Annotated in this window: 9 protein-coding genes; 5 read left to right on the top strand and 4 right to left on the bottom strand. The window is 63.2% G+C overall.

Going from position 1 to position 14768, the window contains the following annotated elements; translation table 11 throughout:
* Positions 1-85: 85 nt before the first annotated feature.
* Together MF134_RS00780 and MF134_RS00775 are read right to left on the bottom strand one after the other, a co-directional pair.
* The gene (locus tag MF134_RS00780) at positions 86-1921 is read right to left on the bottom strand and encodes a PAS domain-containing sensor histidine kinase (protein WP_255337487.1); all 1836 of its coding nucleotides are present in this window, start codon (positions 1919-1921) and stop codon (positions 86-88) included.
* A 323-nt stretch (positions 1922-2244) separates the two neighbouring features.
* On the bottom strand, positions 2245-3030 hold the full coding sequence (locus MF134_RS00775) for a Crp/Fnr family transcriptional regulator (RefSeq protein ID WP_255337486.1): 786 nt from the start codon (positions 3028-3030) through the stop codon (positions 2245-2247).
* A 233-nt stretch (positions 3031-3263) separates the two neighbouring features.
* Between MF134_RS00775 and MF134_RS00770 the strand changes: the two genes are divergently transcribed.
* The 4 genes from MF134_RS00770 to MF134_RS00755 all read left to right on the top strand — a co-directional run bounded on the left by MF134_RS00770 (position 3264) and on the right by MF134_RS00755 (position 8433).
* Entirely contained in the window at positions 3264-3650 is a 387-nt protein-coding gene (locus tag MF134_RS00770) for a response regulator (protein ID WP_255337485.1), read from the top strand.
* A 353-nt stretch (positions 3651-4003) separates the two neighbouring features.
* Entirely contained in the window at positions 4004-4483 is a 480-nt protein-coding gene (locus MF134_RS00765; RefSeq protein WP_255337484.1) for a MarR family winged helix-turn-helix transcriptional regulator, read from the top strand.
* 368 nt (positions 4484-4851) lie between these two features.
* Positions 4852-5724: an SDR family oxidoreductase gene (locus tag MF134_RS00760; protein WP_255337483.1), complete on the top strand. Its 873-nt coding sequence runs from the start codon at positions 4852-4854 to the stop codon at positions 5722-5724.
* A gap of 201 nt (positions 5725-5925) precedes the next feature.
* Positions 5926-8433 carry a cation:proton antiporter gene (locus MF134_RS00755; protein WP_255337482.1) on the top strand — a complete coding sequence of 836 codons (2508 nt, stop codon included), beginning with the start codon at positions 5926-5928 and terminating at the stop codon, positions 8431-8433.
* Between the two features lie 62 nt (positions 8434-8495).
* Here MF134_RS00755 and MF134_RS00750 read toward each other — a convergent pair whose 3' ends face one another.
* Positions 8496-10490 (bottom strand): CHASE2 domain-containing protein, encoded by a 1995-nt coding sequence (locus tag MF134_RS00750; RefSeq protein ID WP_255337481.1) that lies wholly within the window; start codon positions 10488-10490, stop codon positions 8496-8498.
* Positions 10490-14074: a FecR domain-containing protein gene (locus MF134_RS00745; RefSeq protein ID WP_255337480.1), complete on the bottom strand. Its 3585-nt coding sequence runs from the start codon at positions 14072-14074 to the stop codon at positions 10490-10492. Before MF134_RS00745 ends, MF134_RS00750 begins: the two co-directional genes overlap by 1 nt.
* Positions 14075-14273: 199 nt before the next feature.
* Here MF134_RS00745 and MF134_RS00740 point away from each other — a divergent pair, with 199 nt between their 5' ends.
* Entirely contained in the window at positions 14274-14756 is a 483-nt protein-coding gene (locus MF134_RS00740) for a Pycsar system effector family protein (protein WP_255337479.1), read from the top strand.
* Positions 14757-14768: the final 12 nt, after the last annotated feature.

Here is a 14768-nt window from a genome sequence, read left to right as displayed (position 1 = left end):
AGGTGTTGGCGGTGAGTCGTTACTCGATGCATACGTTCCTGCGCGCAAATCGGAACATGGTTTATTAGGTCTCGGCTACCCTATGTCATGACTTCGACGGCAACGGCAGATCGATGCGACAATGCAGACCGTCCGGCGACAAATCGAGTGTCGTTTCGGCGCCCAGTTGGTATTTCAATGTCTTGGACAAGAGTTCTGACCCGAATCCATATCGGGCCGGCCTTTCGACATTCGCGACACCGCTTTCCTTCCACTCGAACTGCAGCGTGCGGCATCGTTCGGTCTTCTCGATTGTCCAGCTAGCATGTACCTGGCCACCAGAGTTTGCAAGGCTGCCATATTTCAGCGCGTTCGTTGCGAGTTCATGGAGGGCAAGGCCGAACGTCTCCGCAATATGCGGCGGAAGCCAGATCTCAGGTCCATCGATGACGAAGTCCTCACCCTCCCGCGCACTGGCCGCGATGAGTTCTTCCGCGACCAGTTCGAGGAGCGAAACACCTTCAGTCGGATTGCGGGTCAGGGCCGACTGGACGCGACTGAACGCATCGATGCGGCCCTCGAGATGCATCGCATAGTCCTCGACCGTTTCGCTGGTTTCCGCGGTCCGCCGGACGATCGAACGTATGACGGCCAGGGTGTTGCGCACGCGATGCTGCAGTTCGCCGAGCATGATGCGCTGGTTCTGCTCGAGCTTGCGCAAGTCATCGATATCCGTCGATGTCCCGAACCACTCGCCGATCTGCCCATCTTCCAGGAATGTCGGCATCGCGCGCGTGCTGAACCAGTGAAACCCGCCGCTGCGAGCCTCGCGTAGCCGATACTCGGCCGAGAAGCTGCGTTTTTCCATAGCCCGTCGCCAGGCGGTGCGGGCGGTTTCCCGGTCATCCGGGTGGACAGCCTGCAACCATCCCTCACCCCGACTGACCTCGTTCGACAAGCCGGTAAAGCGCGTCCATTGCGGGCTGGCCCAGAGCCAGTCTCCGGCGGAGTCGGCCCGCCAGACGAGCTGCGGGATCCCCTCGATCAGAGCCTGCATGTCACGGCGGCTCTGACGAAGCTCCCTTTCGGCCTGGCGACGGGCCGTGACGTCCTGACCGATCTTCAGGAAGCCCTGCAGTTCGCCGCCCGGACCTCTGAGGGCGCTGACGCTGCCTTCGATGAAGACCCGGCTTCCGTCCTTGCGCAAATGCCATCGCACATCCGGCGCGCGCCCATCCCGCGCGGCGTCCTCGAGTTCCTCGCGCGGCACCTCCCCATTGCGGTCCTCGGGAGTGAAAAGGAGCGCCGAATCTTGCCCGAGGATTTCCTTGGCCTCGTAGCCGAAGATCTCCTCGGCGCCGCCATGCCAATCGGTGACGAGACCCTGGACATCGGTCGTGAAGATCGCATGGTCTCGCGCATTCTCCACGATCAGGCGAAAACGCCCCTCGCTCTGCTTCTGCTGCAGTTCCGCCGAGCGCCTTCCGGTCGTCTCGACCGCGGTCACCAGCACCCCGCCTACCTCGCCCTTCTCCATGATCGGGCCATAGGTGAGATCGAAACAGGAGTTCTCCGGATCGCCATTTCTATCGAAACGAAGCTTCTGGTCCTTGAAGGTGCGCGTCTCACCGTGGAAGACCCCCTCATAGATCGGCGCGCTGAAAGCCCAGCTTTCCGGCCAGCAATCGCGTACCGGTTGACCCAGCCCGGCCGGGTGCTTGTCGCCCATGACGGAACGGTAGGAGTCGTTGTAGATCTGGATCAGGTCTCGCCCCCACAACACGGCCATGGCGAGTGGAGAATTGAGGATCAGATCGACCGCGATCCTGAGATCGGGCTGCCAGGACGGAAGGGAACCCAGCGAAGTGGATTGCCAGTCATAGGCCGAGATGAGTTCGCGCATCGTGATGGCCTTTGCGATGTCCGCCTGAGTTTCAATCATGGCGGCCTCCCTGTCGTGACGAGGACTTCGCCTGCCCTGTGCCTTCTACTCTTCGCCAGCGTCCCGATATTCGCTCGGGAATGCGTGGTGGCGCTTTTCCGATCGATAACGCGCTCGATGCGATTTCGGACGCATGGCAAAGCTTCTAAATTCCGAAATTCTCAAAGCTTTTCCAGGCGCCAGCTAGACGAACGAAGGGCAGGCATGTGGGTTCTCGCTATCGTCAGGAGAAAGAACCGAGCGGATTTCGTCAACGTGTGGCGCCAGTTCCCCTCCCGATCTGCGCATTGCGGGAAGCCTGGTTGAGAACGCCTTCGAAGGCCTCACTCGTCCGTCTCTTCGTCTTGGCTCGGCAGTCCCGTACTTTCCTCACCTTCTGTAGAGAACGCGTGGTCGGTGCGGCCGAGATGCAGGTAGTTGGGGTTGAACATTGCGCGTTGTTTCAACGCCTCGAAGTCGAGGATCGTCAGCGTCTTGCGCTTCAGGGCGATGAGCTTGGTCCGGCGGAAATCCTGCAGCACGCGGTTGACACTAACGATCGTCAGGCCGGTCGTTTCGCCGATCTCGGCCTGGGACAGGGGTAGCGGACAGCTGTTGCCGGACGTCAGTCCGACCGATTGCAGACGCACGAACAATTCACAGAACAGATGGCTGATGCGCTCCGCGGCGTCGCGTTGTCCGAGATTGGTCGTCCACTCCCGCTGGATCGCGGCCGTGACGAGCGTCTCCCACCAGAGCGCCTGGGCGATGCGCGGATGCTCGGAGATCAGTTGTTCAAATGCGCTGCGCGAGATCTCGGCCACAGCGACCGATGTCAGAGCCGAGACGCTGTGGTCCATTCTGTCCAGAACGAAGACGTTGACGTCGCAGAGATCGCCCGGCACGAAGATCGACGTGATCTGTCGCTTGCCGTTGGCGAGGTCCTTGTGGCGATAGGCCCAGCCATCCAAATAGAGGTTGATCACCTTGGGCGGCTCACCCTCGTGCATGATCGTGTCACGGGGCTGATAAAGACGAAGCCGCGCCTCGCTAAGCCGGTTGAGGGCCTGCGCGTCTCCGTTTGACAATGGTGTGAACTGGCTGAGCTTTCGAACGAGTCGGATGCTCATCGTGACAAGGCCTCATGATGCATGTCACGCCTGATATCTGGCCGGTGGCCGACCGCATTTTAACTAGTACATTTTTTTTGCAGATCGCTTTCGGCTAGGCCCTGCAATTCCAGCACTCTAGAACAAGAATTCCCCTTGGTATCCGGCGCGGTGAAATGCGCCGGGCACGGCAAGTCGGAGTTCTTGTCTCACCATGTCCAACCGGGTGAAGACAGCGACACACGGAGAACGAATTGGCCAGAGACGAAGCCGGTATCAGCTTGGCGGGCCTGAGCGTGCTCGTCGTCGAAGACGAGTATTTCATTGCCGACGACATATGCCGGGCGTTGCGAAGTCTTCGCGCCGAGGTGGTCGGTCCGTTCGCCTCGGCCCCGGAGGCGCTTCGCCTGCTGATCGAGAAAGAGGTGATACCAGATCTCGCCGTCCTCGACATCAATCTTCAGGGAGAGTCCGTCTATCCAATCGCCGATGAGCTTGCCCGTCGCGGCGTCGGCTTCGTCTTCACGACAGGCTACGATCCGGGCGGGATGCCGGATCACTACCGCGATATGCCTCGGTGGCAGAAACCGTTCGATCCGGAGGCTCTGGCAGAGAGTCTGAGAACGATTTCAAATCGATAGCCCCAACCGCAGGGACCTCATACGCAACCGAAGGTCCTCGAAGTCAGACGTGACTTTGCTTCGCCCGATGCACGCGGACGGCACAGATTCGAATTGCACTGCAGGCATCCGACGGCCGCGCTTGACGGCGTTTCAGCCAAGATCGTACCAAGTTGGCGTGCCCAAAAAGCGGTGTCCTAGTACCCATCACATAATATAAAGTAGGATAATTTTCGGTCGGATTTCTTAAATCGTATAGGGAACCACACAGGTCGGGAGACCTTGTTTTCATGGGAACTTGATTCAGTCGTCGCCCCAATCCGGGGCGGATGTCGAGTTGAACACTTGTTTCGAAGGGGCAAGGAACCATGGATATGAACGACCATCAGATTCTCGAACAGGCCGAAGCTCGCCCGGCTGCGCGGGGCTTCGTTCCATCGCTGGTGAGTATCATGAAGAGCGGGCGCGCACTCATCACCCTGCGGCTCGCCGAGATCGGCCTCCATCCCGGCCAGGATCACATGCTGATGGCCTTGCCCGAGGATGGGCCACCCGTCCTTGTCTCGGAGCTGGCAGATACTCTCGGCGTACGGTCCTCGACGGCATCGAAGATGCTCGATCGCCTTGAATTTGCAGGGCTGGTCCGCCGGTCCAACGGTCCCTCCGATCGCCGCCACACCATCGTCCACCTGACACCGAAGGGAAACGAGGTGCGCAAGCAGGTGGAGGAGCTCTGGGCCGAGGTGGAGTTCTACATTCTTCGCGGTGTCAGCGACGAAGAGGCCGAGGCGATGTGCCAGGCCACGGAGCGCCTGGACGCGCTGATGTCTGAAAGGCTGCGCCGGCTGCGCTGAGGATACGACGCCGCCACCGGCGGTGAATGCGACGGCGGCGCCTCCCGGCGATCCGCCCGCTATACCGATAAGAGTCTGCTTTTGTCAGGCTGATGGCCGCGTTTGCGTGCGTTGCGAACTCGACGATCCCATTGGCGATGTCTCGAACGTGTCTTTTGAAGACGTCGCACGGCCTTGAGCCGGTCCAAGCCCGTTCTGAGCGATCGATCGCTTTGCAAACCGCCGGCTTGGTGGCCAGCCACCAAATTCGCGCGACCGCTGATGGATCGGCGAGGAACGCCTGCTGCGCCCCGGGATTTGCGAGGATGAAATGAGGCGCCGCCTCAATGCAGTGCATGGCGCCCGCAAAATCCAGAAAGGACCGCAAGATGGCCCGTGATCCCCGCACGGCTTACCCGCAGCCGCCCCAGCCCGAACAGAAGCAGACGCTACCCGGCACCACGGGAGCGATGGATCCGAAACCCGATCATGGGGAGGAGAGCTACAAGGGTTCCGGCAAGCTCGATGGCCAAGCCGCGATCGTCACGGGTGGTGATTCCGGCATCGGTCGGGCGGTCGCCATCGCCTTTGCCCGTGAAGGCGCCGACGTGCTGGTGTCCTATCTCGACGAGCACGAGGATGCCGAGGAAACCAAGCGCTGGGTCGAGAAAGCCGGCAAGCGCTGCGTGCTGATGCCCGGCGACATGAAGGACGAGGGCCACTGTTTTGCGATCGTCGAGCGCGCCGCCTCCGAGTTCGGGCGCCTGGACGTTCTGGTCAACAACGCGGCGCATCAGAAGGTGATCGCCGACTTCGAAGAGCTTTCGGCCGAAGAGATCGACGTGACCTTCCGCACCAACGTCTATTCGATGTTCTTCATGGTGAAGGCGGCGCTGAAGCATATGAAGCCCGGTGCGACCATCGTGAACACCACCTCGATCAATGCGAGCGATCCTTCCGCGGGCCTCCTGCCCTATGCCGTGACCAAGGGCGCGATCTATAATTTCACCGGTGGCCTTGCCCATCGGCTGATCGATCGCGGTATCCGGGTCAATGGCGTCGCACCCGGACCGATCTGGACACCCTTCATCCCGGCGACCATGACCGACGAGAAGATCAAGTCCTTCGGCTCCTCCACGCCAATCGGCCGCGCCGGCCAGCCGGCAGAACTCGCGCCGGCCTATGTCTATCTCGCCTCGGACGATTCCACCTACGTGACCGGCGAGGTGATTGCGGTGACGGGCGGACGCCTGATGCTGTAACGCAAAGGGCGGAGGCGGCGCCGGCCTGAATCGGCCCGCCTGCCCTGTCTGCCATATCTCCGACGGGCGAACGGTGCCCCGGAGCGAACCGGCGACCTCTCGGCGCCCCACACCTGACGAGACCACATCCACGGCATAACTTGCCTTTTGGTAATGCACGCTGCAAAGCAAAATCGCCTGCAAGCGTGGTGTGTTCCCTCAATGTCGCTTCCCACAGTCGTTGCCCTCGTGGCCCTCGTCGTCGCCCTCGGCTCCCTGTCGCGGCCGGTGGCCCGCTGGCTGCGTCTGCCGGTCTCGATCGTTCTTGCGGCCGGCGGAACGGCGATCGGCACGATCTGTCTTTATTCCATCGCCAATCCGGGCTCGCTGCTGCCGGCTGATTTTTCCGCGCAGATCCTCGATCTTCCGGTCGGCTCGCACCTTTTCCTCTACGTCTTTCTACCGACGCTGATCTTCCAGGGTTCGCTCGGCGTCGACATGCATCGGATCCGCGAGGATCTTCTGCCGATCCTGATCCTCGCGCTGGTGGCGGTGATCGTCGCGACCTTCGGGGCAGCGCTGGCGTTGTGGCCGCTGGCAGGCATGCCGCTGCTCGCCTGCCTGCTGGTCGCCTCGCTGATTGCGACGACCGATCCGGTGGCGGTGATCGCGATCTTCCGGGAAGTCGGCGCGCCGGAGCGGCTGACCCGTCTCGTCGAAAGCGAGAGCCTGTTCAATGACGCGGCGGCGATCTCGCTTTTCCTGATCTTCACGACCGCCCTCACCGCCCCTGGCTCGCTGTCCTTCGTCGGCGTCATCTCGAGCCTTCTGCTGCTGCCGCTCGGCGGGGCCTTGCTGGGATGGCTCGTGGCCCAGGCCTTTCTCCTTCTGGCACGATCGCTTGCCGACGATCGCATCTCCTTCGTCTCGCTCAGTCTCGCCGTGCCTTATCTCGCCTACTGGATCGGCGAGGAGATCCTGCAGGTCTCCGGCATCATCGCTGTAGTCTCGGCCGGCGTGACCCTTGCGACCTACGCGCCGGGCCGCATCGCCGGGGGGACGTGGCACCATCTGAACGACACGTGGGAACAGCTGGCCTCCTGGTCGGCGATCCTGATCTTCGTGATGACCTCGCTCCTGGTCCCGAGCCTGATCGGTGAGGCAACGCTTCATGATGTTCTTCTCCTTGCCGTCGTCTTCGTCGCGACCCTTGCCGCCCGGGCGATCGTGATCCTCGGGAGCTTTCCCGTGCTCGCGCGCCTGGGTCTTTATGGCGGCGTTTCGCCTGCCTATTCGCTGGTGATGATCTGGGGCGGTCTCCGTGGCTCGATGACCCTGGCGCTGGCCCTGTCGGTGACGGAGAATGACGCGATCCCCCGTCCCATCGCTGCCTTCGTCGCAACAATTGCCACCGGCTACACGCTGGCGACCCTGTTCGTTCAGGGAACGACGCTGCGGCTGTTGATCCAGCGGCTGCGGCTCGACGTCCTTTCGGGTGTCGACCGGGCCGTCCGGGATCTCGCTCTGTCCGCAACCTCGTTGAAGGTGGAGGCGCTTGCCCGGTCCATGGCGGAACGCTTTCAGAACACTTCCCGGGGTGACAGCGACGAGGCGCTGGATCTCGCGGTCGATCCCTTTGCCTCGACGGCGTGCCTGCTCGATGAGGAAAAGCTGAGGCTGGCGCTGATCACGCTGACGAACCGCCAGCGGGAGATCGTTCTGGCACATTTCACCGAAGCCAAGATCGCGCCTCAGATCGCCCGGGAGCTCGCGGCCGAAGCGAGGCGGCGGCTCGATCTCATCCGCAGCGCCGGCCAGGCGGGCTATGCGAAGGCCAATCGCGACGAGGCCGATTTCGACCGACTGGACAGGCTGAGCTTCCGCCTGCAGAGGCACTTCGGCTACAGCCGCCTTCTCTCCAAGCGACTTGCCGACCGCTTCGAACGGCTGTCGGAAATCTCGCTCGTCATCGATCGACTCCTCCCCTTTGCCGAGGCGGAGCTTCGCCCGGTACTCGGAGACCGGCCAACGGACGAGGCAATTGCGGCGGTCAAGGAGCGTCAGCTCCTCATCGAGCGGGAGATCGCGGCGATCCGGCTGCAGTATCCGGCCTACGGCGCACGGCTGGAGCGCATGATCATTGCCCGCTCGGTGACAGCCTTCAAGGCTGCCGAGATCGAGCGCCTGCGGCGCGCCGGCGTGATCAACGCCGAGGTCGAGCGCAGCGTCCTCAAGGGCCTTGAGAAGCGACGCGCCCTGCAGACCAGGCGGCCGGAACTCGATCTAGGCCTCGACACGCTGAGCCTGATCAATCGCTGCGACCTGTTCCCCGATCTCGAAGAGCGCGAAAGGCGCGACCTCAGCCGGCAGTTGCGTCCGGTTTTTGCGCCGCCGGGCATGAACGTGATCCGGACGGGAGAGGCGGGCGACGCCGCCTACTTCATCGCGTCGGGCGCGGTGGAGGTCGAACGCGGAGACGTCAAGCTGCGCCTCGGCAGCGGCGAGATCTTCGGCGAGCTGGCGATCATCTTCAACATTCGTCGGCAGGCGGATGTGCGCGCCATTGCCTATTCGTCGCTGCTACGCCTGTCGGCGCAGGACTTCGCCCAATTCCTCAACCGCCATCCCGATCTGCGTACGAGGATCGAAGCGTTGGCGCGCGAGCGCATGAACGCAAACCAGATGACCATCCCCCCGGAAATGCGGACCAGGCAGGACTTGGCGCGGTAGTGCGCGATCCCGGGAGGACGAGGGTTGCGCCCAGTCCTTGCAGTCGGGATCTGATGCTGAACTCAGGCCTCGACCCCCTCGGGGGTGAACGGACGCAAGAGCCCGCGCTTGCGCTCTTCCCGTCTTGCAATGGTCGAGAGAAGCCCGGCCAGTTCCGGGTCGTCGTTGAACGCGTCCTTGTCGGGTGCGCACCCTGCCAGAATCTCCTCTACCGCCGCGTCGAAGGCCTGGCGCTTCTCGTCTGCCATGGTTTCGGTCGAAAGCACCGTATAGACGGGCGCGACGCCGCTGCGGCCCTTGACGGAGACCCGCGCGACAAGAAGCGGCGCCAATCTGTCCGTGATCTTCGCAGCGGTGGCTTCACCGAGAAGCAGCGGAACGCCGCATTCCTTGGAGGCGCCTTCCAACCGCGAGGCATAGTTCACGGCGTCGCCGAGGACAGAATAGTCGAAGCGTGTCGCTGAGCCCATGTTTCCGACGACGCAGATCCCCGTGTTGATCCCGACGCCGACGGCGAGCCTGGGCGCGTCGCCCCCGAATTCCTGCCGAAGCTCTTCGTTCAGCGACGAAACGGCGCCGAGCATGGCAAGGCCCGCTTCCACGGCCCTTTTTGCATGATCGGGATCATCGAGCGGCGCGTTCCAGAAGGCCATGATGCAGTCGCCGATGAACTTGTCGATCGTCCCGCCACGGTCGAGGACGGCCTGAGACAGCGGCGTGAGCAACCGGTTGATCAGCTGGGTGAGCCGCTCGGGCTCGTCCTTCATCGACTCGGCCAGCGTCGTGAAATTACGGATGTCGCTGAACAGGATCGTCAGTTCCCGCCTTTCGCCGCCGAGCTTGAGGCCGGAAGGATCGCGCGCCAGGCGTTCGACCAGCGCGGGCGCCAGATAGTGCCCGAAGGCGCGGGTCACGTCGCGCCGCATCGCCCGTTCCTGGGTGATGTCCCGGGCCGCAAGCGGCGCGATGACCGCCGCAACGGCAAGTGACGGCGCCAGAGGCGAGACGAAGGTCTGCAGGAAGAAGAACGCCACGGCACTGATTGCGACAAGGCAGACGACAAGGCCGAGCCCCAGCCCGAGCGTCCAGAGATCCGCCGGACGCCACGCAATCAGAGCCGCCACCAGTGCTGCGATGGCGATCAACAATCCCGTCACCGGGAGGCCGGCCTCGACGATCGAAAGGCCGTAGCGAAGATTGTCCATGATCGTTGCCTGCACTTCGACGCCCGGAACCAGGAGGCCGGTCGCCGAGGTGAAGGCTGTGGCGAAGCTGTCCGCTCCGCCGGTCTCGGCGGGGACCGCCATCTGCAGGCTGCGACCGACGAAAACGATTTTGTTCTTCAGAAAGTCCGGCGGGAGGAAGGTCTCCGGCGCGAGTGCCTGATAATAGGAAATCGTCGGATAGGTCCGCGCCGGCCCCATCGGGCGGATCAGAAGCCGTCTCCGAAACTCGCCCGTCGGCGCTTCCTGGATGGATGAGAGGCCCGCCGCTTTGACGGTCTCAAGGGAAAATCCATCCGCCGCCGCTGGCATACCTCGCAGCACGTTATCAGGGTCGAGCACCACCGAGGCGAGGCCCGCCCGCGCCCCCGCCGCGACGAATTCGGGAAGCGGTTCGGTGCGGATCAGCTGGCTCATATGCGGCGTTTCGATCAGGCTTTCGTCGGCTGCCAGCACGACGTCCGGGCCGAGAGCCTTGGCGAGCGCCCCATCTGCTTCGGCCGTCGACGGATCGGCAAGGATCAGATCGAGGGCGATGGCCTTCACGCCGGCCCTTCGCAGCGCGCGGATCAATTGCGCATGGAGATCGCGCGGCCAGGGCCACCGCAATCCGATCTCGGCAAAGGACGGCTCGTCGATCGCCACGATGACGACGCTGTCATCCTTCGCGGCGAGCTCGCTCATCGAAGGCGGCGCGAGGGTGGCGAAGATATCGAAGACCCGCATCTCCGCCATTCGGAACGGTTGCCATGTGGCGAGTGCGAGGCACAGAAGCGCCGCTGCCAACGCCGCAACGGCGGTGCCGGCGGCACGTCTGCGCTGGCGCTGATCCATCAGAATCGCGCCTGCAGCGTCGCCCGGAAGGTGCGTTGGGCCGTCGGCACGAATGGCGCGACCTCGACCTCCTGGTCGAAGACGTTGTAGAGGCCGACATTCGCCTCGAGATGCCTGTCCTCGCTTTCCCAGCTGCCAAAGACATCCGTCACGAAGGCCTCGTCGAGGTTCCGGCCGGCAATGTGGGAGGTCCGCGATCCAAGATAGGTCTCGCGGGCGGTCACCTTGAATCGGCTCGGGTCGACATAGGTGAGCGCGGCGGTTCCACTCCAGTCGGGGACGAAGGGAATGGCACCGGTCTGGTCCGCGACAGTCCCTTCGGACCAGTTTCTCGCAACGGTCGCCGACGCGCCCAAACCGCTGCCGAGCCAGGCGTTGACAGTGAAGGCGACACGATCGAGCCGCGCATCGTCGACGGCGATACCGTCGACATAGCCGGGGATCGAGAAACTCAGATCCGTAAAGTCCTGATGCTGGTATTCCACCGCGGTGAAGACATGGCGGCTCCACTCGCTGTCGAGCCGCACGATCGTGGAATCCACACGGTCGACATTATCCGGAATGGCGTTCGAGCGCAGTCCCACGACGCCGATGGGGGCGAGCGTGTAGCTGTCCTCGTCCGGCTTTTCGCGGAGGAAGGCGGCGCGCAGCCATTGGCCGTCGATCGGCATGTAGGCGGCGCCGAAACGCGGCGTGAGCTGTTCGTCCCGAACGCCATCCTGGTCGCTGGCCGAGCCGAACAGGCCGGCCTCGAAACGCAGATCGTCGGTGGCTTCGAACGTCAGGTCGATCCAGGCGCGGCCGAAGGTGCTGCTCGTGTCGGTGGCCGTCTGGATGAATGGGACCGTCGGAACGAGATAGAGGGCACTGCTAGAGCGCGACTGCGTGCCGCCGTATTCGCCACCATACTCGATCATGAAAGGTTCGAAACCTATCCTGTGGGTAGCGCTTGCCTTCAGGAGATCCTGCCGGACATCGGCGGAGTAAAGGCTTGGGACGCCCTGAAGGAGGAGGTCCAAGGGCGTCGCGGTCTGGACGCCATCGTTCCGCGTGCCGAACAATGCGACATCGAGAACGTTCTCGTAGCCGAAGGTGTGGCTGAGACCGAGGATGCCGACGAACGTATCGTCGTTGCGTGTATCCTCGAAGGTAGCAGGCACCGTCTCCAGCGCAATGTCTCCTTGGGACCAGTTCGCTGACATGAACCCGGCCACTCGATCGTACGGTGTCAGTTGAAGGCCGAAACCCGCCAGGACCTGATAGTCTTCGTCCGCCTGAAAGGCATAGTCCGGCGCCACCCGGTTTCCGCTGGCCTGGATGAACATCGAATAGGGCAGCGGATCGTAGCCGAGCGACTGGAAGCCTGCGCCGAAGATGCCGCCGATATCGTCCCCCTTCCCGATGAAGCCGCCGGTGAGAGAGGATTCGGAGAAGGGGGCCGTGACGAAGGATGGCCGCAGGTCGGAGCCGGCAAGGCTCATCGCATCCCCCAGAATGCCCTTCGTCAGCAGCGACAGGCTGCGGGCATCCGGCCTGGGGTTCGGAGTCGCGAGTTCGTCTCCGCGCTCCAGATAGAATGGCGCGCTGCTCCCGGAAAGCGCGCGATCGAAATAGCCCACCGAATTGAAGGGATCGAAGACGACCTCGCTCCAGTAGGATCCCCAAGCGTCAAGCGAGAGAAACCCGTAGGCCGATGACAGGACCGAGCCGGACTCGCGCGTGGCGTGGATGGACTGGTAGTCGCCGCCCCTCGCCCTGATCCGATTCACGGACTCTCGGGCATAGTCGATCGCCTGGTCCGCCTGATACTGGTCGATGGCAAGCGCGGCCAGATATTGCGCTGCCAGCACGCTGTTCTTGTCGAGACGGTTGGCGTCCTCGAAGGCCTGGCGGGCGTGCTCGATATCGCCGGTCGCGGCGTAGGCCTCGCCGAGGACCAGAAGACCGTCGGAATAAGCGGGATTGGCCGTGGTCGCCTTGAGGAAACTGTTCTGCGCCGCCTCTGGATTTCCCTCCAGCATTTGCTGGCTGCCGCGCGCGACGTTGGCGAGCGAGAAGGCGGGATCGACGTCAAAGATCGTATCGATCAGAGGCCGTGCCTCGACGAGGCGACCCTGCGATAGATAGAGCATCGCCAGGTTGATGCGGTTGATCGGGTCCTCGGGGTCAATCTCGATGGCGCGCAGGAGTGCCGCTTCGGCCTCCTTGTTTGCGCCGCGATCGGAAAGTGCAAGGGCATAGTCGTTGAGTAGGTCGGTGTTACCCGGTGCGACGGCCAGACCCTTTTCGATGTCCGCGATCGCACCCTTGAGATCATAGACGGCGTTGGCCCGATAAAAGGCCCGCGCGGAGAGAACTTCCGGATCGGTCGGGTCCAGGACATAGGCGCGCTCGGTTGCCTTCCGGGCCGTTTCGAAGTCGCCTGCCAGCATCGCCACCTTCGCCAGCGCAGCGACATATTCGGGATCGTTGCCGAACCGCGGCTCCGCGTCCTGCAGGACCTTCAGGGCGTCTTTCGGCGTGCGGAGCATGGCGGCGATGATCGCTTCGCCGACCACCGAAACCCGGTCGTTCGGATCGGGTTGGGGTGGCAACGGTGCCTTCGTCGGTTCGGCCAGCGAGCGGGCGAAATACAGGAGATAGGTCGCCGTCGTCCGCTTCTCGCCCTTGAGATGCGGCAAGGCCCGCGCATAAAGATCGGCAGCCTGAACATAGTCCTGGCGCGCTCCGGCGATGTTCGCCGCGAGGAGGTCCAACCGAGCGCTCTGCTCGGACGTCAGTTCGACGCTACGTGCAGCGGCGATCGCAGTTTCGGCTTCCTGTCTGCCGTCCCGATCCGCGGCGATCTCCGCCGCCAGCACGCGATCCTCCGCGCTTCGCCGCGAAGGCGGCAAGGCCGCGAGCCGGTCGCGTTCGGCAACGAGCGAGCGATTGGGCAGCGAAGCCGCAGGAAAGGATTCAAAGGCCCCCCTGAGGGACAGGTTCACCAGCATTTGTTCGTGAAAGTCATCGGCGACGATGACGATCCGCGCTGGCGCCTGGCCGAGGGTCGCCGCGGCCGCCTCCCCTTGCCTCAGCGTCACGGAACCCTGCGGATTGAAGAACTCCACCTCGCCATCGAGCACCATGAGCGTCGTGCGGTCACCCTCGGTCTGCATGCTCCAGTCGGTGCCGCGGATCGCCGCCGTCGCGGCCGCCGTTTCGACGAACACACCGGTTCCGCCCCGCGCCGCGCGCCCGAAGATCTGGCCCTGTTCAAGGACCAGTCGGGTGTCGCCGCCGGCGACGCGCTCCTTGACGAGAAGCGTCGAGTTGCGACCGACACGGACCTGGGTCTGGTCGGAAAACAGGATGGCGAGTTGACCGGTCGCGTTGGTCCGCAGCACGTCACCTGTCTTCACGTCCTGAAGGACCTCGACCCCGCGCCAGCTCGGGGCTTCGACGAGCTCGATCTCCTCACCGAGCCTGGTGGCGATCACCGTACCGGCAGCCGGTGCGGCGCGCGGCACCGGCTCGGCCGAGACGGCTGTTGCAGCGACACCTGAGATGGCAAGGAGAGCGAAACGGCAAAGCGTCGACTTCATCTACGGAAAACTTTGAACATGACGACACATCATGAAGCGGCTGCGGAACTTGTTCTGTCAATCGAAGGACTTGGGGTCGAGACGCTGGGTCAAATCAATCTCCGAAGAATGTGTCGCGCCGGTCACACAAGCGTCTCGCGAAGACCCGAGACAAGGATTAGAGCTTTGCCGATCGAATCGCGTTTACCGGAGCCCCGCGATGTCCGAGCGGCATCTTTCTCACCTCGTCGAAGCCAATCGGATTTTCGCCGATCAGATCCGAACGGCCGACCAGAAGGCGGCCTATATCTTCACTTTCATCCTGGCGCTCGTGGTCTGGTCGGCGGAGACGCGGCGTTCCTTCTCGCTGGAACACCTGATGTCGGCGGGCCTCGTCAATCTCCTCGCCAGCCTCGTCCTCATGGGAGCCGTCGGCGTCGCACTCGTGTCGGCGATCTGCGTGGTCCTGCCGCGATCCCGTCCCGGCACCAGCATTCTCTACTGGGGAGCCTGGCCACAGGCCGGCGAGACGCTGGACGCTGCGCGAAAGCGCGAGGATCTCGATTTTCTCTATGACGACTACCTCCAGAACACGAGCACACTGGCGGTCATCTGCCGGGCGAAATATCGGCTGGTCGCGCTTGCCTTCCGCGCGATGCTGGTCGTGGTGGGGAGTTATCTCGTCCTGTTGATCAGCAGCTAGCCTGGGTCTCCA

The organism is Jiella marina, assembly GCF_024359545.1.
In the GTDB taxonomy this organism is placed as follows: domain Bacteria; phylum Pseudomonadota; class Alphaproteobacteria; order Rhizobiales; family Rhizobiaceae; genus Jiella.
Note: the sequence above shows the minus strand (reverse complement) of the source record. Positions and strands in the feature narration are given on the sequence as shown.